The organism is Parasutterella sp. St.1A3, assembly GCF_059728705.1.
Genome location: NZ_BAAGFK010000001.1, coordinates 175,662 through 197,835, shown reverse-complemented (window position 1 = coordinate 197,835; position 22,174 = coordinate 175,662). Strand labels below are relative to the sequence as shown.

Genomic DNA, 22,174 nt, shown 5'->3' with positions numbered 1-22,174 from the left:
CCCGTCTTCAGAGCCGGTCAAAAGAAAACCGCGGAATCCGCGGCTTGTATTCGTTAGGAACCTAACTGCTTTTTCGCAATTGCGGCGGCGCCGCTCTTTGGGAATAACTGAATCAGCTTACGGAAGGTTTTATTGGCTTCATCCGTTTTCTTTGAGTCCATCTGAGCCATACCGACCAGAAGATAGGCTTCGGAAACCTGCTTATGTTCCGGATAGCTTGCGATGAACTTATTCTCAGTCTCAATAGTCTTAGCGAAATCGCCTTTCATGTAATAGCTGCTTCCGAGCCAATACAGTGATGTCGGATAGGTTTTGGTCGCACGGTACTTAGTTGTGATCGTGCTGAAGCAGGCGATTGCCTTATTGGCATCTCCCTTCTTAAAGACTTCCAGACACTTATTGAGCTCCTGTTCGGCAGCGATTTCCTTATCGGACACCGCCTGAGCCGCCTTGGCTTTCGGGTCCATTTCGTCAAGACGGCTCTGCAGACTGCCGTAAATACTTTGAGCGTTCTCGCGTTCCTTGCCTAAGGAGTTGTTCAGCACATCCACTTGACCGCGAAGAGTCTGCACTTCTTTGGTCAGGCTCTCAAGACGGTCGTAGAGATTCATCTGAATATCCTGCTGCGCCTTGAGCTGACTGCGAAGTTCAATAATCGCTTTGCGTGCCTCATCGTCTCCGAAAAGGGCATACGCTGAAGTATTAACAGTGAGTAAAACGGTGCCGAGAACCGCGAGAACGACTTTTTTCATTACGGATTATTTGATCTGGTAGTTAATGTCAACACGACGATTTTCATAGTATGAAGATTCGTCGTGGCCGAGCGCTTTCGGTTTTTCCTTACCAAAGCTGATGGTTTCGATCTGTTCGGGAGAAACACCCATCAGAGTCATACGCTGTTTGACCGCTTCTGCACGTTTCTGCCCTAAAGCGAGGTTGTATTCACGGCCGCCGCGCTCGTCAGTGTTGCCTTCGAGGCGAACGTTAAGGTCCTTGTGCGCAGCGAGGAACTGTGCGTGATTTGTCACGACCGGCATCTGGTCGGCGCTGACAGAGTAACTGTCGAAATCGAAGTGAACCGAGCGGTTGGCAAGAGGACCGTCCTTGCTGTTCAGCATTTCTTCAACAGAAGTCCCGTCGGCGACATTGCTGCCGTCCTTATCTTTATCAAGATCGACTGTCGAGCAGGCAGTCAGTGAAAACAGAACCGCGGCTGCGGATGCGCATAACGCTAATTTTGAAAACTGCATTTCAAATTCCTTTTAACTAATCGTGGGGCCCCAAGCTGGTTCTCTGATATCCCCACTCAAACCAGAAAGCCGGGATTTTGCGCTGCCGTCTGTAGAGACTGTAGACAAAACACCTTTTCCGCCGACTTCTGCGGCGTAAATAATCATATTCCCATTGGGAGAATAACTTGGAGATTCGTTCTTACCGACCTGCGACAGCGGAATCACATTGCCGGTTGCCAAGTCCTGCTGGACCAGCTGGAAGGTTCCGCCGCTGCGTACGATGTAAGCAAGCTGGTCATTCTTCGGGCTGACTGCCGGGCTGACCGCATAAGCGTTGCCGAAGCTCACGCGCTCGGCGCTTCCGCCGACCACCGGCTTGCGATAGATTTGCGGATTTCCGCCTCTGTCGCTCGTGAAGTAAATGTACTGTCCGTCCGGGCTGAACGCGGGCTCGGTATCAATGCTGCTGCCTTCGGTAAACGGACGAACATTCTGACCGTCGACGTTCATCAGATATATCTTCGTAATGCCGCCCTTGGAGAGTGCCACCGCAAGCGTGTTTCCGTCGGGGCTGAACGCCGGAGCGCTGTTGTTGCCGCGGAAGCCCGCGACCTGACGTCTTTTGCCGGTGCTCAAATCGTGAATCCAAACCGTCGGCTTGCCCGTTTCAAAAGTGGTGTAGGCAATCTGCCGGCCGTTAGGAGACCAGGCGATCGAAATGATGGGTTCCTTGCTGCGCAGCGCCGCCTGAGGATTATGCCCGTCACTGTCGGCGACCATAATCGCGAAACTCTTGCGTCCCTGCTGTGCCACATAAGCGATGCGGCTGGCAAAGTCTCCCTTTTCTCCGGTCAGTCGTTCAAAAATACGGTCTGCGATTTTATGAGCATATAGTCTCAAATCGTCTTTGGCACAGACAAAGTTCGCCTCGTCGGTTTCCTGCCGTTTGACCGGATCAAAGAGTCTGAACTGCAGATCATAGCGTCCGTCAGGTGTCTTTTTTACCTCTCCAATGACGTATGCTCCGGCTCCAACAGCGGAAATTTTGCTCCACTCGGGTGTCATGTCATACGAGGTCGGAACAGGTCCGTCCACAAGACGGAACGCTCCGCTTCTCACTAAGTCATTGCCGACAATCTCCGCGATGTTCTCGGGAGCACCTTCATTGCCAATGAAGGCGGGAATGGCAATTGGGAACTGATTCGCCCCCACGCCTAAAATATCCACCTTCAGCTGTGCAAAAGAGGAACTCATAGTACCGGCAACAGCTGCCGCGCCCAATGATTTAAGAAACAAACGTCTCCTCATTTCAATCGCGTTTGCACTCATAGAATTCCCTCTCTCCTTACTTCTTGTCTCCTGCCCGAGCAGCCCGTTCCGAACCATGCGGACAAAAGGAAAATACTTTCAGTATATATTTGAATTCTCTATCAAATCGAAACCGAATTGCTGAATTCTCAGCAATTCGGCCCAAATTTGGTCACACTTTTTAGTGGCGGAAATGACGCTCGCCCGTGAAGACCATTGTAATTCCGCGTTCATCAGCAGCGGCGATCACTTCGTCGTCGCGAATCGATCCGCCCGGCTGAATAATGGCAGTGGCACCCGCGTCAACAATCACATCAAGACCGTCACGGAACGGGAAGAAGGCGTCGGAAGCGGCAACGCTGCCCTTCAGGCTAATACCGGCTTCTTCCGCTTTGATCGAGGCGATTCTTGCAGAATCCACGCGGCTCATCTGACCGGCGCCGACACCAAGGGTCATGCCATCGCGCACAAACACGATGGTGTTGGACTTCACAAATTTCGCAATCTTCCATGCAAACATCATGTCGGAAATCTGAGCACTCGTGGGCTGCAGTTTCGTTACGCACTTCAGAGCATCTTCTTTAACCGTCTGAGTGTCCGGTGTCTGAACAAGCAAACCGCCGCCGACGCGCTTCATATCCAAATCGTTGTGCGCATGTCCCATGGCAACCGTCAGCAGACGAAGATTCTTCTTCTGACCGAATACCGCAAGCGCTTCCTCTGTAAATTCCGGAGCAATGATCACTTCGGCGAACTGCTTGGAAATCTTTTCAGCCGCTTCTGCGCCAACCTGGCAGTTAAAAGCGATAATGCCGCCGAATGCAGATGTCGGATCGCACTTAAACGCTTTACTGTAAGCCTCGGCCGCGTCAAGTCCGATAGCGGCGCCGCAAGGATTCGCGTGTTTGATAATGACGCAGGCAGGTGTATCAAAACTTCTCACTGCTTCCCAAGCCGCATCGCTGTCAGCGATATTGTTGTAGGAAAGCTCTTTGCCCTGATGCTGAACATAGCCGGCCAGAAGTCCCGGCGCAACCTGACGTTCACGATAGAAAGCGGCTTCCTGATGCGGATTTTCGCCGTAACGCATATCCTGAACCTTAACCCACTGGCGAGTCAGACTGTCCGGGAACTTCGAACGTGTGGTCACGTCATTGCCTTCGATGCTTGTCAGGTAGTTCGAGATCATGGCGTCGTAGTGCGCGGTATGGACGAATACCTTTTTGGCAAGCGCAAGGCGAGTCTCGGCGGAGACTTCACCTTTTCCCTTAATTTCTTCGATCACTTTGCGATAGTCGGCCGGAGAGACGATCACCGTGACGCTTTCATGGTTTTTCGCCGCAGCGCGGATCATTGTCGGACCGCCGATATCGATATTTTCAATCGCGTTTTCAAACGTGCAGTTCGGGTTCGCAATGGCCTGTTCAAACGGATAAAGGTTCACGGCAACGATATCAATCGGATCGATATCGTGAGCCTTGAGCGCCTCCATATGCTCCTCCACGGGTCTGCGGGCGAGAATTCCGGCATGAATCTTCGGGTTGAGTGTCTTAACTCTACCGTCAAGCATTTCCGGGAAACCGGTGTAGTCAGCGACTTCCTGGACAGGAATGCCGGCTTCGCTAATCAGTTTGGCCGTACCGCCGGTGGACAAAATGTGATAGCCGAGTTCCGAAAGTTCTCTGGCGAATTCAACAACGCCGGATTTGTCAGAACAGCTAATCAACGCCTGTTTTTTCATCTTTGCTTTCCTCATGGTGTGGGAGATGTGGTTTTGGCTCTAATGGAAAGAGAACGCCTGCCATGGCTGATTCACCGTCCGGCAGCTCATCCTCAAGTATTCGGACAAGCGCCTGCTGCAGCCCTGAGGGCGTGTTTTCTTCATAAAGCCGCTTTAAATAGTCTGTGCATAAGTCTAACCGTTTAAAGTACCAACTTATATGTTTGCGAATTGTCTTAAGACCTCGTTCGCTTCCGTAAAAAGATAAGTGTGCCTCCGTGTGTTCGGCAATCACGTCTATAACGGCTTTCTTGGACGGCGGAACATAGCGGCGCCCATCAAGCGCGGCGCTGATTTCTTCAAAAATCCATGGGTTGCCCATTGCCGCTCTGCCGATCATTACGCCGTCCGCCCCCGTCTCTTGCAAGACCTGAAGCGCCTTGGCGCCGCTGTCTATATCGCCGTTGGCAATGACCGGAATGCCGACCGCCTGTTTTACCTGTCTAATCGTTTCATATTCAGCTTCACCCCGAAACGCCTGCGCCCGGGTTCTTCCGTGAAGTGTCAGCATCTGCACGCCGACGCTTTCAGCCATTTTGGCAATCCTAACCGCATTAATGTGCGCTTCGTCCGTTCCGGTCCGATATTTAAGCGTGACCGGGCCGCTAACGGAGGACACCATGGCTTCAAGCAGCTCCTTCACTAAATCTTCGTTCGCGAGGAGCGCCGCGCCGCTCGCCACACTGCAGACTTTTTTTGCGGGACAGCCGCAGTTGAGATCGATAATCTGAGCGCCGCACTCAGCCGCGTAACGCGCGCTGTCGGCCAAGTCCTGCGAAAAACAGCCGAGAAGCTGGATTCCCCGAGGCGCCTGCTCGCCCTTGAGATTAAACCGCTCCTGCGACTTTCGGGATGTCCTCAGCTGCGCCTGACTTGCGACCATTTCCGCAACCGCATAGGCCGCTCCGTGCGCTCTGCAGATTCGGCGGTACGGAAGATCCGTGATTCCGGCCATAGGCGCAAGAAAAACACGCCCGGGTATTTCTACATTTGCAACATTCAGCACCGTGCGCGAATCAAAATTCTCCATCTCAGGCCTCTGTCACCGCAAAATTGCGTTCCCGTCCGAAGTGCGCTAAATCCTCCGGCGTTCCGACATTTGCCCACGGCCCGCTGTAAAGCTCGCCGCTCACTCTGCCCGCATCAACAAACTGATAGAGCCAAGGGAAAAGAGGCGCCTTTTCAGCTGACTCCTTCTCAAAAATACGAGGAGAAAAAACCGCGATATTGCCATAGGTCAATCGCTTAGGCTCCCGATAGACGAGTCCTTCGCGCACATCCATGTCACCGGTATCTTTAAAGTACGGATTCGGAACCAGCACCAGATGCGCGTCAAATCGGCCGCAGCGAACTGCTTCAGCAGCCGCTCGCAGCTGACGGTAATCGTAGGCCGTCACAATATCTCCGCTCACCACCGCAAAGGGCTCTTTACCGTCACTCAGCAGCGGAAGAGCCTTAACGATTCCGCCTTTGGTTTCAAGCGCGCCGGAAAAATCCTCGCCTTCCTTGGATATTTCAATATTGAGTCCCGGCATAACTTTTGAGCCGGCGTAACGGTCAAATAATTCCGAATGGTGCGCTGTGTTGATGACTGCGCCGCTAAAACCCGCTTCCTTAGCTTTGAGCAGCTGCCACTCGAGCATCGGTCGGCCCCACAGAGAAAGCAGCGGTTTTGCCGTCTTCTCCGTCAGCTCTCTCATGCGTGTGCCTCGGCCCGCGGCTAAGATCATGATCTTCAATTCCGAGACTCCGATGATCAGAAGGTATATCCGACCTGTTCCTGCTCTCCGATAATGGTATCGATAAAGCGGGAGAGCGGTCTCAGCGCGTCGAAGCGACGGCTGGTCGCTTTAACGTAATTGAGGAACCGAGGAGTATCGCCTAAATATTTAGGCTTGCCGTCGCGATAGTTAAGACGCGCAAATATTCCGAGAACTTTTAAATGTCTCTGAATCGCCATCCATTCAACGTCTTCCCAGAAACGGCCGAAGTCAGAGGGAACCGGAACACCTGCTTTGCGGGCCTTTTCCCAATAGCGGATCGTCCAATCCAGAGTCTGTGTTTCTTCCCAGGAAATAAACGCGTCACGGCAAAGACATGCGATGTCGTAGCTCACAGGTCCGTAAACCGCGTCCTGAAAATCAATCACGCCCGGATTGCCTTTCTCTGTGAGCATCAGATTGCGCGGCATGAAATCCCGATGAACATAAACATTGGCCTGATCCAGATTCTTCGCAATAATCAGCGCGAAGGTACGATCAAACATGCTTCTAAGCTCAGGAGTAATTTCCATCCCCAAATGACGCTTTACGAACCACTGCGGAAAGAGTTCGAGCTCAGAGCGAAGCAGTTCAGCCGAATACGCAGGAAAAACATCCGGTTTGCTTGCGGCCTGAAGTTTAACCAAGGCATCTGTCGCCTGCCCCATCAGCCGATCGGCGTTGTCATGGTCCAGAACATCAAGATAAGTTTTGGTGCCTAAATCCGAAATCAGCATGAAGCCGAGTTCTCGGTTTTCTTCATAGATCTTGGGGACATTTAAGCCTGCCTGAGCAAAGACTTCATCGGCGTGGATAAACGGCGCGATGTTGTCCGCTTCTCCGGGAGAGTCCATAACGATATAGGTCGTCTCTTTTCCGTCGATTCGGAAGTAGCTTCTGAAGCCGGCGTCCGCAGATGCCGTTCTCATAGTGTCAAGCTTTAATCCGTACCGATCCGAAAACCCGCTAAGCCAATCCTTCAGCCGCATTTGTCTTTCAGTCATCTTTAAGCACCTCTTGTTTATTGGGAGAGATTCAAGAGAGTCTCTTCTTTGCCCTTATAATCAATCTTCTCAGATCCAAGCAATTTTAATGTTTAGCTGTTTATTTCGCAGAAAAAGACGTATGTCTCGAATTCGTGTTCTCCCTTTGTGCTCCGCTGTAGCGCTGGCACTCCCCCTTTGTGTTTCCGCCGCTGACTCAAAGGATGCTTCCGACGCGACAGCTCTTTCCAATGAAGGCCTGCGTCTGCGCCTATCCAGAGGTTTGAACGAGCAGGCGCCGACCGAAAGAGATGAAGCTCCGACCTATCTGAGCGCCTACCGCATGGTCGGGCGGACCAACGAGAAGATTGAACTTTACGACGATGCGGAAGTCCGTCGCGGCGGCGCCGTTCTTCGCGGAGATACAATCACATACACTTTTTCCACCGACGAAGTTTATTCGAAAGGAAACGCGCTCGTTGCAAGAAACGGTACTGTTTTCAAAGGGCCGGAACTGACTTATCGGCTTGACGCCGAAACCGGTGAAATGCCTGATGCGACATTCCGTTACCTTCCGAATGAAATGAGAGGCACCTCCGATAAAGTCGAGCTGCTCGGAGGCGGCAGAGCCAAGATGTGCAACGCGGTCATCACAACCTGCCGTGAAGGAGAGGAAGCCTGGTGGATTACTGCGGATTCCGTGGACTACGACCAGCTTGACGAGTCCGCAGTCGGCAGAAACGCGACGCTTTATCTGGGCGGAGTTCCGATTTTTGCGAGTCCCTATTTCAGCTTCCCTGTCGGAAGCGAGCGCAAGACCGGTTTCTTAACACCCAGATTCGGAATCAACTCGACGCTCGGCGTGAATCTTGAGCTTCCGTTCTATTGGAATATCGCGCCTAACTACGATTACACCTTCACGCCGAAACCCATGTCCAAGCGCGGCGTGCTCCTGGGCAATGAATTCCGGTATCTGCAGCCGTCCTTCAGCGGTGAACTTACCTATGACGTGATTTTCAAGGACAAGGAAACCAAGGACAGACGCTACGCGCTGTCGTGGAAGCACTTTCAGCGTCTGGGCAGAGGCGGTCCGACGCTCGGCGTAGATTACCAGCGCGTATCCGACAACGACTACATTTCGGACTTTTCCACGACCATTCGTGAGTCCAGTGAAAACATTCTGAATCAGAAAGTTTGGTTAAGTTACGGAAAGACATACTGGAGTACATCTTTAGGCGTCTACAAAAATCAGACGCTTGCTCCGGGCGGGCGCAGACAGACCGAAAAGCCCTATGAAAAAGTTCCTGAGTTTAATCTCAGCGGCAACGTCGCAGATTTCCACGGCTTTGCACTGACCTCCCGTCTGACAGCGACCCGATTTGACCGAGGCGCGGGCTCCACCGTGGGCCGCCATCATTTGAGCGGCGACGGATATCGAACCCTTCTTGATTCCTCAATTTCTTATCCGCTGATGGGGCCGTTCTGGTTCATCACACCCAAGTTCCAGTACAACATGGCTTGGTACCGTGACATTCACGACGCTGCTTCTTACGTCGACAGATCCGGTTCGCGTCTTGTTCCGATTTACTCCTTGGATTCCGGACTGGTGTTCGAGCGAAACACTACATTCTTCGGACGAGAGACAGAGCAGACACTGGAGCCGAGACTCTTTTACGCGTATATCCCTTATCGCGATCAGAGCCATCTGCCTAACTTCGACAGCTCGGAAGCCGACATGAACTTCGCCGAACTTTTCTCGCCGAATAAGTACACCGGAAGCGACCGAATTGCCAACACCAACCAGCTTTCTGCAATCCTGACCACGCGCATGCTCGATGCCGGAACAGGCAAAGAATGGTTTACCGCCAGCGTCGGTCAGCGCTATTACTTTGAAAACAATCAAGTCGGGCTGTATTGGTCGGATCCTGCGAAAACGAAGAACCGAAGCGACCTGCTCGCCTCTGCGCAGTTCTCTTTCTATCAGGATTGGCGTATCGAAGGTATGGTGCAGTATTCCTCGGAATGGTCTAAAGTTTCCAAGACAACGGCAGGCGTTCGCTATAACCCGAGAAAATTCTCCACTGTTTCTCTTTATTACCTTTACAACTACAACCCCAACGATAAGCGAGACGCTTACTACAACACCAACATCAGACAAGTGGACTTCTCTTTCCAGTGGCCCATTGTTAAGGACCTTTACGCTTTAGGCAGGTACAATTACTCCTTGCGTGACCATCGAGTCGTTGACTCTTTGGCCGGATTGGAATACCGAGCCGGCTGCTGGATTCTGCGCGGAGCAATTCAGCGATATATCCGAAGCAAAGGCAGAACAACAACAAACTTCTTCTTTGAGCTTCAGCTTGTAGGACTCGGCACCGTCGGTTCCAGCCCGATTGAGGCCCTAAGTGAAGGAATTTCAGGCTATCAGCCTCTGGGACCAAGGCCCGTTGAGGTAGGTCGTTACGATTATTACGAATAAAGATATATGAAAAAACTTTCTGTTCTCACTCTTTCTGTCAGCTTGGCTTTTTCCGTCGCTGCTTGTGTTTCAGCCGCACAGGCCGCGCCTAAAGCTAAAAGCACGGAAACCAAAGCGGCCGCTCAGCAGATTATTCCTGTCGACCGCATCGCCGCGGTTGTCAATCACGACGTCATTACGGAAATCGAGCTTCAGCAGCGGGTGCATCAGGCCGCTATGTCTCTTCGTCAGCAGAAAATTACGCTTCCGCCGATGAACAATCTGAGAAATCAGGTTCTTGACCGTATGATTCTTGAACGAATCATTGAGCAGAAAGCTCAGGCCTCCGGCATCCGCATCGACGACAATATGATGAACGGCGCCATTGAGCAAATTGCTCAGAACAACGGTCTTACAGTTCCTCAGCTTGAAAAGAAACTCGCGCAGGACGGTGTTTCTTTCAGAACCTTTAAGTCCGGAATTCGTAGCGAACTGATTACCCAGAGACTTCGAGAGCGAGAAGTTGACGACAAAATTCAGATCCCGGAAAGCGAAGTTGATCAGTTTATTAAGGATCAGCTCGGACCTGAAAAACGTATTCAGTACCGTCTCGCCCGCATCGTCATCGGATTGCCCGCCAATCCGACACAGAAAGACGTGGATGAAGCCACTCGACAGGCAAACATCGCACTGACGCAGGCGTCCAAAGGTGCGGACTTCGGTCAGCTCGCAGCTCGCTACTCCAGAGCGCCCGAAGCGATGGAAGGCGGTGTAATGGGCTGGATTCCCGCAGGCAGACTGCCGAGTTTTGTTCTTGACGCGGTAAAAAAACACAAGACCGGCGACATTATTCCGGTTCGTACGCCCAACTCATTCCAGATTTATAAAATCCTCGGCGTACGCGATCCCGGCGACACCGCCTCTCAGACCGTCACTCAGACGCACCTGCGTCAGATCCTGATGCGTCCGACCAATGTCACGCCTGAGAATGTCGTCGTCACGCGTCTGAATCAGCTTAAGGACCGCCTTGATAAAGGTGACGGCGATTTTGCCTCTCTTGCCCGTCTGCATTCTGCTGATCCCTCAGGTACCAGAGGCGGCGATCTCGGCTGGCTTTACCCGGGAGATCTTCCTCCGGAAATTGAGCAGATGCTGTCGAAACTCAGCCCGGGCGAAGTTAGCGCTCCGGTAAAAACTCCCTACGGCTGGCACATCTTCCAGGTACTGGAACGCAGAAACCAAAGCGGTGTCAACGAACGCCTGAAACAGCAGGCGAGAGACATCCTCAGAGAGCAGAAGCTCGATGATGCGATGCTTGACTGGGAACGCAAACTGATGAGCGAAGCTTATATTGAGAAGCGCGTCAATAAACCCGCTGAATAATGTTTCATACTAAGACGCTTAGAGAACCTAAGCGTCTTTTTTCCTATGGCAGAAGTCTTAAAACATCACAAAGCCCGTAAAAGATTCGGGCAGAACTTTCTCAACGACGACTACTGGATTCAGAAAATCGCCGATGCGGTTGATCCGCAGCAAGGTCAGAAAATTATTGAAATCGGACCGGGCCAGGCCGCCCTCACCCGACAGCTTATTGCCGGCGCCTCTCACATTTTCTGCGTTGAAATTGACCGTGACCTGGCCGCATGGCTGCGTACGCAGTTTTCTTCAGGCGCGCTGACGATCATAGAAGCCGACGCGCTGAAGTTTGACTGGAGAACGTTTTCCGAAGGAGAAAAACTTCGTGTTGTCGGAAATCTGCCCTACAACATTTCTTCTCCGCTGCTGTTTAAGCTTGCGGAAATCTCCGACCGTGTAGTCGATCAGCATTTCATGCTTCAAAAAGAAGTCGTCGATCGAATGACAGCCGCGCCGGGGAGCAAAACCTACGGCAGACTCTCCGTGATGCTTCAGCACAAGTACCGCATGGCCAAGCTCTTTGACGTGCCGCCTGAAGCCTTTACGCCTGCACCGAAAGTCGTCTCTTCCGTTGTGCGAATGATTCCGCTGGAAAATCCTGCGGAAGTGGATGAAAAAGCTTTCCATGACGTTGTCGCGGCCTCATTCGCTATGCGAAGAAAGACCCTGCGCAACAACCTCTCTAAATGGATTTCCGACGATATGATCCGAGAAGCCGGGATTCAGCCCGAGCAGCGCGCGGAAACCATTCCGGTTGAGAATTTCATACGCTTGGCGCGCTTGGTAAGCGAAAACAATGTTTCGATCACAATCCCGGGAACCGTGGTCGATTAAAGGACGCTGTGACTGATTGAGTAGCCTTTAAGCTTTCTCTCAAGCTCGCGATAGTTCGGACAGTACATTTCCACCCTGGCCCAAAAGTTCTTTGAGTGGTTCATGTGCTTGAGATGCGCGAGCTCGTGACAGATAAGATAATCGATCACGTCCTTAGGCAGAAATACCGCCCTCCAGTTCAGTCGAACAATGCCTCTCACTGAGCAGCTTCCCCAGCGTGTCTGTGCCGAAGAAATGATGAGCTTGGAAAACGGAATGCCTAAATCATCAATCGATGATGTCTTCAAAAGAATCTGCTCCAGAGCGTACTGTCTAATCTCTTCTTTCAGCACTCTGGTAATCGCCGTCTCCCATAGTTTGTCGTCATTTGTGTCTTTAGGAGGACAGACGCGAATCTCTCCCGCACCGACGCCCTCATCTCTTCGATTATTGACAAAAACGAGTCGGTGTTCTTCGCCGTAGATAGTGACTTTTCTGTTCACTGAAAGCTGACTTGAAGCTTCCTTCTGCTTCTGAAGCTGCCGCAGATACTCCGTATGCCATTTCTCCAGGGCTCGCAGATTTTCGTCCAGCCAAAGCAGTCCGCGCTCCTTTGTTCCGCCTGTAGGAACCGTAAGACGCACTTCACCGTCTTTGAAAGAGGCGCGGTATGACTTGGCGCGTTTAGATCGAATGACCTGAATCTGCACCGTTTCTCCATTCAGATCAACTTCAGCGCCCCCTCTCCTGCTGCGGATATGCTGCAGCTTGGGACTCAGCTCCCGCTCAATCTCTCTGTAGAGCGCCGCAAGCACTTGATCGGAGCGCATATTAAAAGGCACCAAAAGCGCATAATCCATATCCTGATCGTCACACGGAGAAAGAACCGACTTTCTGCATTTTTTCCCGTAAATCACTCTCACGTGAATCTTCCTGCTGCCATGGATAACTTCCAGGACTTCACCCAGCTTATAGGACGAGAACAGCGAAGAAAGTGAGTCATTGATCTTTTTGGAAACCCTGTCTATGAGTCTGTCGAAATCAAACGGATCATTCACGTCGTCAGCCTTTTTGTATTAACTTTTTATTATGCAAGCAGCTTACACAGGCAAGTCTCACTGCTGTTCGCCGGATTTTTTTCGGTAAAACTTCGGCGAGATTTTGGCCATTTCGTTTTCGATAATCTCAAACACCTTCTCGTTGAGTTCGTGCGCACTCATACCTTCCGGGTTAATCGGAGAGTTAAAGACAACATTAACCAGTCCCGGACGAATCACAAAAGAGTGTTTCGGCCAGCATTCACCGGAGTTAAGCGCAACAGGGATCACCGGAGCGCCGGTGCATTCTGCCAAGCGCGCCCCGCCGCTTTTATATTTCACCACTTGTCCCGGAGCCGTGCGTGTGCCCTCAGGGAACAGGATAATGCCCCAGCCCTTTTCAAAGAATTTAGGAACTTCCTGCTTCATCAGAGCAAAAGCATTGCGCCCCTGAGCTCGGTCGATGCTGAACATGCCCAATGAAGCCAAACCCCAGCCGAAAATCGGAATCTTGTGAAGCTCTTTTTTATAGATATAGCTCAGGCGGCGCGGCACAAAGGCGGTGAGCGCCAATGTCTCCCATCCGGACTGATGCTTTGAAAGAAGAATAAAAGGACCTTTCTTCGGAATATTTTCCATCCCGATAAAGCGATAGTCCACGCCACATATAGCCTTCATCAGCACTACGATGACGCGGCACCAGGATCGGATAATGGCATAGCGTCCGCTTTGCCAGCAGAACGGAATACACACTAAGAGCGCAAAACCGTAAATGAAAAGGAGCACTACAAAAAACAGCCAGAAGACTGCAGAACGCAAACCGTAAATTACTTTCATTCTGATTCAATATAAATTTGAATGTCTCAGAGACACGAAGGGCCGCATACGCGGCCCTGATTCAGCGAATTAGGAAGCCAGGCACGAAAGCTTCGCTACCTTATTCATCGCTTTGTGAAGCTCATTCAGAAGCGTCAGACGATTCCTCTTGAGTTTCGGATCCTCAGCATTGACCATAACTTTATCGAAGAAGGCGTCAACCGGCGCTTTAAGCGGCGCAAATTCCTTCAGAACGGCGTCGTAGTGACCGGCGCTGTAATCTGCGCCGAGTTTCGGTTCGACCTTGGAAATCGCCTCATAAAGCGCTTTTTCTTCGGGTTCGACTAAGAGAGTCGCATCCACTTCGCTGCCGGTTTCTCCGGAAGACTTCTTGAGAATGTTCTCAATTCGCTTATTCGCGGCGGCCAAAGATTCGGCTTCAGGCATGCCCATGAAGTCGTGTACCGCTTTAAGTCGTTTGGGAATATCGCTGAGAAGTTCGGGGCGGACTTCGATAACGGATTCCACTTCGTGTGCGGAGTAGCCTTTATCCTTGAGCATGACGCGCAGACGGTCGGTGAAGAACTGACGAAGCTCGTCAGAGGTATCTTTCACTCCGGGAGCGGTCATCTCGATCTGCATCGCAATCTGAATCAGATCATCCAAAGAAAGCGGAAGCTCTTTTTCCATCAGCATTCTCAGAACGCCCAGAGCGTGACGGCGCAGAGCGAAGGGATCCTTCTCTCCGGTCGGAAGCTGACCGATACCAAAGAGTCCGGCCAGAGTTTCCATCTTGTCTGCAAGCGCAACCGCAAGACTTTCTCTGGTGGAAGGCAGCTCGTCGCCGGCGTATCTCGGCTGATAATGCTCGCGAATCGCCAAAGCGACTTTTGCGTCTTCTTTATCATGCTCGGCGTAGTACTCGCCCATAATGCCCTGAAGCTCGGGAAATTCTCCGACCATGAGCGTACGCAGGTCAGCCTTGGCAAGCATCGCAGCGCGGTCGGCAAGTTTCGGATCCGCATCAATCTTCTTGGCGACCTGTTGGGCGATTTTGCGAACACGTTCGCTTCTTTCGAGCTGTGTGCCAAGCTTGTTGTGGTAAACCACATTGGAAAGTCCGGAAACTCTCGACTCAAGCGGCTGAAGCTTGTCCTGGTCGTAGAAGAATTTGGCGTCCGCCAGTCTTGCGCGCACCACGCGGGCGTTGCCGGAGCGGATAGCGTCTCCGCCGTCCGTTGCCTCAATCTGTGAGACCAAAAGGAAGCGGTTCTTGAGTTTGCCGTTCTGATCACGCAGCGCAAAATACTTCTGATTCTGCTGCATGGTAAGAATCAGACATTCTCCCGGCACGGAAAGGAATTCTTCGTCAAAGCTGGAGTCGTATACCACGGGCCACTCAGTGAGCGCAGCCACTTCGTTCACCAAATCCTGCGGCATGATGATTTCAGCATCAAGACGCTTAGCGGCGTCTTTGAGTTCCTGAACCATCTTGTTTCTTCTTTCGTCAAAAGAAGGAATAACCTTGGCGGCTTGCATTTCTTTGGCGTAGCTCTCGGCGCTCGTGATTTCGACCGGCGCCTTGCAGTGGAAGCGATGTCCGCGCGTGTCTCTGCCGGCCTTGAGACCGAAGAGTTCAACATCGACAACCTTATCGTCAAGAAGCGCGACTAAATGCTTAACCGGACGAACGAATTCAACGGTTCTTCCGTCTTCAAGCTGATAAGACATGACCTTAGGAATCGGAAGCTGTTTCACCGCCTTATCCAAAGCTGCCTGCAGACCTTCGGCAAGAAGAACGCCCGGCTTGATACCATCGTAGTAAAGCTGATCCTGCTTGCCGTCATTGACAACCGCAAGCTGAGACGGTTCGCATTCGATACCGAGCGCAGCCATTTTCTTTTTGAGCGCAGCTGTTGCGTTTCCGTCGGCGTCCAGACCGATCTTGGCGGGAACCAGTTTCTGACGGAAAGGTTTATCAGGAGAGCGCTCGGAAATCGCGGTCACTTCCGCCGCGATTCTGCGAGGCGCACCAAAGGCGGTCACTTTCGAATCCTCGGCGGTAAAACCCTGCTCTTTCAAGCTGTCGAAAAGAGAAGCGGCAAAAGCGGAAGAAAGATTTTCCAAAGCTTTCGGCGGCAGTTCTTCTGTCTGAATTTCAATCAATAATGTAGCCATTTTCCAACCTCTTCTCGTTATGCTTTGGGCTGACACATCGGGAAGCCCAGACGCTCTCTCGAGTCGTAGTAGCTCTGCGCGACTGCCCTGGAAATCTGACGGATACGGCCGATGTAGGCGGCACGTTCAGTCACACTGATCGCGCCTCTGGCGTCCAGAAGGTTAAATGTATGTCCCGCTTTCAGAACCATTTCATAGGCGGGAAGCGCAAGATTCAGATCCATTAGTCTCTTGGCTTCGCTTTCGAAGTAGTCAAACTGCTTAAGCAGTTTCTCGGGATCACTTGCTTCGAAGTTGTAGTGACTCTGTTCGACCTCATTCTGATGGAAAACATCGCCGTAGGTCAGAACATGATCTCCGGAGGCGTCCTGCCATTTGGTGTAGACCAAATCGAAAACGTTGTCGCAGTTCTGCAGGTACATCGTCAGACGTTCCAGACCGTAGGTAATCTCACCGGTAATCGGTTTGCATGTGAGGCCGCCGACCTGCTGAAAATAAGTAAACTGAGTGACTTCCATGCCGTTCATCCAGACTTCCCAGCCCAGACCCCAGGCACCCAGCGTCGGATTTTCCCAGTTATCTTCCACAAAGCGAATGTCATTGACTTCAGTGTCAATACCAAGCGCTCTCAAAGAACCCAGGTAGCGGTCCACGATATCGGTGGGAGCCGGCTTTAAGACAACCTGAAACTGGTGGTGCTGATGCAGACGGTTCGGATTCTCGCCGTAACGCGCGTCTTTCGGTCTGCGGGACGGCTGAACATAGGCGGCTCTCCACGGTTCAGGACCGAGAGCTCTTAAAAACGTGGCCGTATGAGAGGTACCGGCGCCGACTTCAATGTCGATCGGCTGAAGCAGCGCGCAGCCCTGGCCGTTCCAATATTCCTGCAGGCGCAGGATCACTTCTTGAAATGTAAGCATGGTAATTTTTATCAGTATGAGAGAACTGAAAACAATTTTTCTATTGTAAACGGTTAAGTTTAGTCTTTCGCGTAATCGCAAGCGCAATTGCGGCAAAGAAAAGCAGGAACATGAAGATCACGGAAGGAAGATCTCCGTTCCGCGCGTACGGGGTCGGTGCTCCTTTTGCGGTTGTGACCGTCACATCGAGTTTGCCCGGCGCCATGAACGGCAATTCCGCCGCCACAGTGCCGTCCGGCTCCACATACGCTGTCGCTCCCGTGTTGGAAGCACGCACCACCGGACGAGCAAATTCAATCGCCCGCATCCTGGATATGTTCAGATGCTGCGGCAGCGCAAGCGAGTCTCCGAACCAGCCGAGATTGGACAGGTTAATCAGAACATTCGGACTCGAAGCGTCTGTCCACCAATCCCGCACTTCTTCAGCAAAGAGATCCTCATAACAAAGCAAAAGCGCAGCCTGGGCATTTCCGAGATTAAACGCGGCCTGAGAGGACGAACCTCGAACCAGGTCTCCCATCGGAATGCCGAGCATGTCGATAAACCAGCGGAAACCGAACGGGACGTATTCTCCGAACGGAACAAGATGCCTCTTGCTGTAGCTCTCGATGATCCTGCCCTTGGACACCTCAACCACCGAATTCGCATATCCGTCTTTCATTCGTGTGAATCCGCCGAAAATCATGCGGCTTCCGTTATCCGTGCCCTCTGTAAAACGCTTCCAAATGTCCTTCGGAAGACGATCCAAAGGAATAGGGAAAATGGTCTCAGGCAGCACCGTCACCGTTTCCGCAGCGGCTCTGCCCTCTTTCATCAAAGTGAGATAGCGTTCAAAACTCGTTAACGTCCCCATCGGAGAAAATTTCTCATCCTGTAGGACTCCGCCCTGAATCAGCTGAAAACGAACCTGCGCAGCCGGCTCATACCATTGAATTCGTCCAAAAAAGATCCCGCCTGTGATTACCGCAAACATCGCCGCCAAACAAACCAGTCTTCTTGTCGAATCTCTGAATGAAAGAACGAAGACGGCAATAAGCACTGCAACCAATGCGGACAGAAAATTAATGCCTGTCGCTCCGACAATCGGCGCATAACCCGAGAGCGATCCTTCAACATGCGCGTAAGCGGAAGCCGCCCACGGAAAACCGCTCAGTACCCAGCCTCTCAGCCACTCGAATATACCCCACGAGGCGGATGTCCCTAATACGAAGGCAAGAGGGAATCCTTTCTTTAATGCCGGAGTGAAAAGAGCGGAAAACGCCGCGGCCGCGGCCGGAAAAATCGAGAGAAAAGCCGCGAAAAAAAACGCTGCCGCTGCCGCAAAAAAAGCGGGCTGATATCCGTAGGTATGAATCGAAACATACACCCACGAAATGGCATAACAGAACCAGCCCAAGCCAAAAAGAAAGCCTTGCGCAAACGCCTGCTTTACGCCATGAGACTTTGATAGACAGATAAATAGAACGGATAAGGCAATCAGCTGCAGAATGGCTCTGGCCGGCGCAAATGAAAAACCCTGAAGTACCCCGGCTGCCAAGGGAAGAAAATATAAGAGTGCTTTTGTTTTCACGTTGACAAATAAAAAACGGGACGATTCCTCATCCCGCTGTTATCAAAATTAGTTTGGTTCCACCGGTGCCGGTTCCGCAAGTTTTTCAACATTCAGCATCTGAACCTGCCGCGCGACTGCTTTCGTGACTTTGAACCGATAGCCGTCGAGATCCACAAATTCACCTGCGTGCGGAACATGCTCAAGTTCATCGCTGATCAGACCGCCGACACTGTCGTACTTATCATCAGAGAAATGCGTACCAAAGACGCGGTTAAAGTCATCAATCCGCGTCGCGGCTTTAACTCTCCAGCGATTTCCTCCGACAGAGACAATGTCGCTTGCGGACTTGTCCGTGTCGTACTCGTCATCAATCTCGCCGACAATCTCCTCAAGCACATCTTCAATCGTAATCAAGCCGGAGATGGAACCGAACTCATCGACCACGAGCGCCATATGGTTTCTTTTCAGGCGGAATTCTTTCAAAAGCACGTCTGCGGGCTTTGATTCCGGCACATAAACCGGCTGTCTGAGATGCTCTCGAATCTGATACTGCGGATTCACAAACAAGCGAAGCAGATCCTTAGCCAAAAGAATACCGAGCACGTTGTCTTTATCTCCGTCGACCACAGGAAAGCGCGAGTGTCCGGCTTTGACCACGTCTTTAATCCAACTCTGCGAGTCTTCCGAAATATCGATCACCGTCATCTGCGCTCTCGGGATCATCAAATCCTCGGCGCGAAGCTCATGAACTCGGATAACGCCCTCGATCATAAGCATGGCGTCATCGGTCAGGATTTTCTTGTCATGGGCCTGATGAAGGTCGTCAAGGAGCTCCTGAGTATTTTCAGGCACATCTTCATGGAAAAATTTTTCAGAAAGTTTCTCAAAAAAATTCTTTTTACTTTCTTCCGGATTGTCTGACATAAAACGGTTTCTTAAAAAGTTTCAGCGATCTAACGCAGCTCTCGCGGCACATAATTCCGATCGGGGTAAGGAAGATCATAACCGAGATTGTTCAGAATATCAGTCTCGAGCTGTTCCATCTCCTCGGCCTCGTCCTGTTCGATATGATCGTAACCTCGGGCGTGGAGGACTCCGTGCACCACTAAATGCGCCAAATGCTCTTCAAGCGACTTGTTCTGTTCGGCCGCCTCACGCACCAGAACCGGAAGACAGATCGCGATATCTGCCATGATCGGATTTGTGCAGTAGACGAAAGTCAGAACGTTTGTGGGTTTTTCTTTGCCGCGGAAACTCTTGTTCAGCTCAAGCCCCTCTTCCGCATCGACAAAGCGAATCGTCAGCTCCCCGGGCAGGCCCTGCGCGGCTGTGCGAATCCAGTGCTCAATATTCTCTTTGGCGGGAATTTCGAGCGCTTCGTCTTCCTCTTCCTGCAAATGGATTAAAAGTTCTCCGTCCTGAGGGCCTTCGGATTCGATTTCCGCAAGCGCCTCCGCCAATTCTGGATCTTCTTCAGCTTCTCTGTTCAGAACCTGATCAGTTGTTTTTTCCATTCTGATACTCCCGTTTCTCTGCTTTTTCATATGCTTCGACAATACGGGCAACCAACGGATGGCGCACGACGTCAGCAGCCGTAAAGTATGTGATCGATATGCCCCGAACTCCGTTAAGGATATTGGCTGCCTCAACCAATCCGCTGCGCTGTCCGCGCGGAAGGTCAATCTGCGACGCATCTCCTGTGATAACGGCCTTAGAGCCGAAACCGATACGCGTGAGGAACATCTTCATTTGTTCCGGCGTTGTGTTCTGAGCCTCATCAAGGATCACAAAAGAAGAGTTTAACGTTCTGCCTCGCATATATGCGAGAGGCGCAATCTCGATCTTTTGCTTTTCGAGAAGCCGCTGAGTTTTTTCGGTTCCGAGCAAATCGAAAAGCGCGTCATAGAGCGGACGCAGGTACGGGTCAACCTTCTGACTTAAATCGCCCGGGAGAAATCCGAGTTTTTCGCCGGCTTCGACCGCGGGACGAGTCAGAACAATACGCTCGACCTCTCCCTTCTCAAAAGCGCTGACCGCGGCGGCAACCGCTAAGTAGGTCTTGCCTGTGCCGGCCGGCCCGACGCCAAAAGAGATGTCATGTCCGATAATACTGCGGATATAGTTGCGCTGCATCGGTGTTCTACCCTGCAGGCCCTTACGGTTTGTCCTAAGCTCGGGCACCGGCTCTTCGGCCTGAACTTCTTCAGGCACATCCTTCTGACCGACTAAGTACAGCTGAATATCTTCGGTTGTCAGATCTGAATTCTTTTTTTCGGCAAAAGCGGCCAGGTCCGAAAGCGCTTTAAGCGCTTTGCGCGCAGCTGCGGTTTCTCCCCGAATCTGAAAATGCGCGCCTCTGCGCGAAATTTCCACATTTAGGAAAGTTTCCAGCTGCGTTAGGTTTGAATCCAGCGGACCGACTAAGCTCGCCAAATCGCTGTTCGTAATCTGAAGGGACAGGTTTAAGGACGTTCCAACATCCTTTTGTGCTTTATCCGGCATCAAATAATCTCGCCTCCAAGCGTGTGGGGATATACATCTGTAATTTTCAGATTAATCATTTGCCCGATGAGGTTTGGCTGCCCATTAAAAGTAACGATACGATTATTGTCGGTGCGTGCAGACAGTTTTCCTTCACCTCTTTTTGCCGCGCCCACCACCAGACATCTTTGGACCGTACCAACCATTTTCTGAGAAATTTCCTGAGCATGTTCAGTATTCAGAGCCTGAAGGCGCTGCAGGCGTTCCAATTTAACGGACTGCGGCGTGTCATCCGGCATGTCGGCCGCAGGTGTTCCCGGGCGCTTGGAGTAAACAAACGAGAAGCTTGCGTCGAATTTGACGTCCTGAATGAGCTTCATTGTTTTCTCAAAATCTTCCTCTGTCTCATTGGGGAAGCCGACAATGAAGTCTGTCGCGATACTAATGTCGGGGCGCACCGCGCGGAGCTTGCGCACAATCGACTTGTATTCAAGGATGGTATAGCCGCGTTTCATACCGGCAAGCACACGGTCGCTGCCTGCCTGCACCGGCAGATGCACGTGATTGGCCAATTTAGGAAGCTTTGCGTAAGCCTCGACAAGGCGATTCGTGAATTCTTTCGGATGAGAAGTGGTATAGCGGATTCGTTCAATACCCTCAATTTCCGAGACGTACTCAAGAAGCAGGGCAAAGTCGACGATCTCTCCGTCGGGACCTTCTCCGCGGTAGGCGTTCACATTCTGTCCGAGAAGCGTCACTTCTTTGACGCCTTGCTCTGCCAGCTGCGCGACTTCAAGCAGAACGTCTTCGAGAGGACGTGAGAACTCTTCACCGCGGGTATAAGGCACGACGCAGTAGGAACAGTATTTGCTGCAGCCTTCCATGATGGAGACAAACGCAGTGGCCGCTTCCGAAGTCGGTGCGGGCAGATGGTCAAATTTTTCGATTTCCGGGAAACTGATGTCTACCTGAGGACGATGCTCCTGTTCATTCTTTTTCAGAAGTTCCGGCAGGCGGTGCAGGGTCTGAGGTCCGAAAACGACGTCCACATAAGGCGCGCGACGAATGATGTTCCCGCCTTCCTGGCTTGCAACACACCCTCCGACGGCAATTTTCAGCCCGGGTTTTAATTTTTTGATTTCACGGGCGCGTCCAAGATCTGAGAAAACTTTCTCCTGAGCTTTTTCTCGAATGGAGCATGTGTTGAAAACAATCAGGTCCGCTTCTTCGATGTTGTCTGTAACCTGATAGCCCTGTGCTGCTTTGGCGATGTCAGCGATTTTGCCGGAATCATATTCATTCATCTGGCAGCCAAAAGTCTTTAAATAAATTTTTTTCGCGTTCACGGTTTATGTCCGGTGGCGGTAGAAATAAAAATAAGTTATGCGTACAAAAAGACGCACTCATAGAAATGAAATTCTATGAGGACGGCTATTCTAA

Annotated in this window: 19 protein-coding genes; 3 read left to right on the top strand and 16 right to left on the bottom strand. The window is 51.6% G+C overall.

Features of this window, described 5'->3' with window-relative positions; translation table 11 throughout:
- Positions 1-53 precede the first annotated feature (53 nt).
- The 7 genes from AC6I1F_RS00935 to AC6I1F_RS00905 all read right to left on the bottom strand — a co-directional run bounded on the left by AC6I1F_RS00935 (position 54) and on the right by AC6I1F_RS00905 (position 7,084).
- The gene (locus AC6I1F_RS00935; RefSeq protein ID WP_251569698.1) at positions 54-752 is read right to left on the bottom strand and encodes a tetratricopeptide repeat protein; all 699 of its coding nucleotides are present in this window, start codon (positions 750-752) and stop codon (positions 54-56) included.
- Positions 753-758: 6 nt separating this feature from the next.
- Positions 759-1,250, bottom strand: a complete 492-nt coding sequence (gene pal / locus AC6I1F_RS00930) for a peptidoglycan-associated lipoprotein Pal (RefSeq protein WP_160334749.1) — start codon at positions 1,248-1,250, stop codon at positions 759-761.
- Positions 1,251-1,262: 12 nt separating this feature from the next.
- Positions 1,263-2,540, bottom strand: a complete 1,278-nt coding sequence (tolB, locus tag AC6I1F_RS00925) for a Tol-Pal system beta propeller repeat protein TolB (RefSeq protein ID WP_497801785.1) — start codon at positions 2,538-2,540, stop codon at positions 1,263-1,265.
- 181 nt (positions 2,541-2,721) lie between these two features.
- Positions 2,722-4,281: a bifunctional phosphoribosylaminoimidazolecarboxamide formyltransferase/IMP cyclohydrolase gene (gene purH, locus AC6I1F_RS00920; protein ID WP_251569696.1), complete on the bottom strand. Its 1,560-nt coding sequence runs from the start codon at positions 4,279-4,281 to the stop codon at positions 2,722-2,724.
- Entirely contained in the window at positions 4,259-5,350 is a 1,092-nt protein-coding gene (gene dusB / locus AC6I1F_RS00915; protein ID WP_289077171.1) for a tRNA dihydrouridine synthase DusB, read from the bottom strand. The genes purH and dusB overlap by 23 nt, the downstream gene beginning before the upstream one ends.
- 1 nt (position 5,351) lies before the next feature.
- Complete coding sequence (locus tag AC6I1F_RS00910) at positions 5,352-6,050, bottom strand: nucleotidyltransferase family protein (RefSeq protein ID WP_290432518.1); 699 nt, start codon at positions 6,048-6,050, stop codon at positions 5,352-5,354.
- 26 nt (positions 6,051-6,076) lie between these two features.
- Positions 6,077-7,084, bottom strand: a complete 1,008-nt coding sequence (locus AC6I1F_RS00905) for an aminoglycoside phosphotransferase family protein (RefSeq protein ID WP_289162731.1) — start codon at positions 7,082-7,084, stop codon at positions 6,077-6,079.
- 121 nt (positions 7,085-7,205) lie between these two features.
- On the opposite strand from AC6I1F_RS00905, the gene AC6I1F_RS00900 reads away from it, so the two are divergent.
- The 3 genes from AC6I1F_RS00900 to rsmA are packed head-to-tail and all read left to right on the top strand — an operon-like array spanning position 7,206 to position 11,771.
- Positions 7,206-9,542, top strand: a complete 2,337-nt coding sequence (locus AC6I1F_RS00900; protein WP_290432514.1) for an LPS-assembly protein LptD — start codon at positions 7,206-7,208, stop codon at positions 9,540-9,542.
- A 6-nt stretch (positions 9,543-9,548) separates the two neighbouring features.
- The gene (locus tag AC6I1F_RS00895; RefSeq protein ID WP_251449864.1) at positions 9,549-10,904 is read left to right on the top strand and encodes a peptidylprolyl isomerase; all 1,356 of its coding nucleotides are present in this window, start codon (positions 9,549-9,551) and stop codon (positions 10,902-10,904) included.
- A 45-nt stretch (positions 10,905-10,949) separates the two neighbouring features.
- On the top strand, positions 10,950-11,771 hold the full coding sequence (gene rsmA, locus AC6I1F_RS00890; RefSeq protein WP_160334741.1) for a 16S rRNA (adenine(1518)-N(6)/adenine(1519)-N(6))-dimethyltransferase RsmA: 822 nt from the start codon (positions 10,950-10,952) through the stop codon (positions 11,769-11,771).
- Here the strand turns inward: rsmA and AC6I1F_RS00885 are convergent.
- From AC6I1F_RS00885 to miaB, 9 genes are all read right to left on the bottom strand, one after another.
- Positions 11,768-12,808, bottom strand: a complete 1,041-nt coding sequence (locus tag AC6I1F_RS00885; protein ID WP_251569693.1) for a M48 family metallopeptidase — start codon at positions 12,806-12,808, stop codon at positions 11,768-11,770. The genes rsmA and AC6I1F_RS00885 overlap by 4 nt on opposite strands.
- Before the next feature lie 57 nt (positions 12,809-12,865).
- A complete protein-coding gene (locus tag AC6I1F_RS00880) occupies positions 12,866-13,624 on the bottom strand; it encodes a lysophospholipid acyltransferase family protein (protein WP_289162734.1) in 759 nt (252 codons plus the stop codon).
- Between the two features lie 69 nt (positions 13,625-13,693).
- Positions 13,694-15,781, bottom strand: coding sequence for a glycine--tRNA ligase subunit beta (glyS, locus tag AC6I1F_RS00875; RefSeq protein ID WP_289162736.1), 2,088 nt, complete (start codon positions 15,779-15,781; stop codon positions 13,694-13,696).
- 17 nt (positions 15,782-15,798) lie between these two features.
- The gene (gene glyQ / locus AC6I1F_RS00870) at positions 15,799-16,701 is read right to left on the bottom strand and encodes a glycine--tRNA ligase subunit alpha (RefSeq protein ID WP_160334737.1); all 903 of its coding nucleotides are present in this window, start codon (positions 16,699-16,701) and stop codon (positions 15,799-15,801) included.
- 40 nt (positions 16,702-16,741) lie between these two features.
- The gene (lnt, locus tag AC6I1F_RS00865) at positions 16,742-18,271 is read right to left on the bottom strand and encodes an apolipoprotein N-acyltransferase (RefSeq protein ID WP_251569690.1); all 1,530 of its coding nucleotides are present in this window, start codon (positions 18,269-18,271) and stop codon (positions 16,742-16,744) included.
- Positions 18,272-18,319: 48 nt separating this feature from the next.
- A complete protein-coding gene (locus tag AC6I1F_RS00860) occupies positions 18,320-19,177 on the bottom strand; it encodes a CorC family transporter (protein ID WP_290432513.1) in 858 nt (285 codons plus the stop codon).
- A 29-nt stretch (positions 19,178-19,206) separates the two neighbouring features.
- Positions 19,207-19,767, bottom strand: a complete 561-nt coding sequence (gene ybeY, locus AC6I1F_RS00855; RefSeq protein ID WP_160334734.1) for an rRNA maturation RNase YbeY — start codon at positions 19,765-19,767, stop codon at positions 19,207-19,209.
- On the bottom strand, positions 19,751-20,755 hold the full coding sequence (locus AC6I1F_RS00850) for a PhoH family protein (protein ID WP_251569687.1): 1,005 nt from the start codon (positions 20,753-20,755) through the stop codon (positions 19,751-19,753). The genes ybeY and AC6I1F_RS00850 overlap by 17 nt, the downstream gene beginning before the upstream one ends.
- Positions 20,755-22,080 (bottom strand): tRNA (N6-isopentenyl adenosine(37)-C2)-methylthiotransferase MiaB, encoded by a 1,326-nt coding sequence (miaB, locus tag AC6I1F_RS00845; protein WP_160334732.1) that lies wholly within the window; start codon positions 22,078-22,080, stop codon positions 20,755-20,757. Before miaB ends, AC6I1F_RS00850 begins: the two co-directional genes overlap by 1 nt.
- Positions 22,081-22,174: the final 94 nt, after the last annotated feature.

Excerpts from the sequence above, each read along its gene's own strand:
- dusB (WP_289077171.1), bottom strand. The coding sequence starts at position 5,350 with ATGGAGAATTTTGATTCGCGCACGGTGCTGAATGTTGCAAATGTAGAA.
- tolB (WP_497801785.1), bottom strand. The coding sequence starts at position 2,540 with ATGAGGAGACGTTTGTTTCTTAAATCATTGGGCGCGGCAGCTGTTGCC.
- pal (WP_160334749.1), bottom strand. The coding sequence starts at position 1,250 with ATGCAGTTTTCAAAATTAGCGTTATGCGCATCCGCAGCCGCGGTTCTG.
- ybeY (WP_160334734.1), bottom strand. The coding sequence starts at position 19,767 with ATGGAAAAAACAACTGATCAGGTTCTGAACAGAGAAGCTGAAGAAGAT.
- AC6I1F_RS00905 (WP_289162731.1), bottom strand. The coding sequence starts at position 7,084 with ATGACTGAAAGACAAATGCGGCTGAAGGATTGGCTTAGCGGGTTTTCG.
- AC6I1F_RS00850 (WP_251569687.1), bottom strand. The coding sequence starts at position 20,755 with ATGCCGGATAAAGCACAAAAGGATGTTGGAACGTCCTTAAACCTGTCC.
- AC6I1F_RS00900 (WP_290432514.1), top strand. The coding sequence starts at position 7,206 with ATGTCTCGAATTCGTGTTCTCCCTTTGTGCTCCGCTGTAGCGCTGGCA.
- rsmA (WP_160334741.1), top strand. The coding sequence starts at position 10,950 with ATGGCAGAAGTCTTAAAACATCACAAAGCCCGTAAAAGATTCGGGCAG.
- AC6I1F_RS00910 (WP_290432518.1), bottom strand. The coding sequence starts at position 6,050 with ATGATCTTAGCCGCGGGCCGAGGCACACGCATGAGAGAGCTGACGGAG.
- AC6I1F_RS00895 (WP_251449864.1), top strand. The coding sequence starts at position 9,549 with ATGAAAAAACTTTCTGTTCTCACTCTTTCTGTCAGCTTGGCTTTTTCC.
- AC6I1F_RS00880 (WP_289162734.1), bottom strand. The coding sequence starts at position 13,624 with ATGAAAGTAATTTACGGTTTGCGTTCTGCAGTCTTCTGGCTGTTTTTT.
- purH (WP_251569696.1), bottom strand. The coding sequence starts at position 4,281 with ATGAAAAAACAGGCGTTGATTAGCTGTTCTGACAAATCCGGCGTTGTT.
- glyQ (WP_160334737.1), bottom strand. The coding sequence starts at position 16,701 with ATGCTTACATTTCAAGAAGTGATCCTGCGCCTGCAGGAATATTGGAAC.
- AC6I1F_RS00935 (WP_251569698.1), bottom strand. The coding sequence starts at position 752 with ATGAAAAAAGTCGTTCTCGCGGTTCTCGGCACCGTTTTACTCACTGTT.
- AC6I1F_RS00860 (WP_290432513.1), bottom strand. The coding sequence starts at position 19,177 with ATGTCAGACAATCCGGAAGAAAGTAAAAAGAATTTTTTTGAGAAACTT.
- glyS (WP_289162736.1), bottom strand. The coding sequence starts at position 15,781 with ATGGCTACATTATTGATTGAAATTCAGACAGAAGAACTGCCGCCGAAA.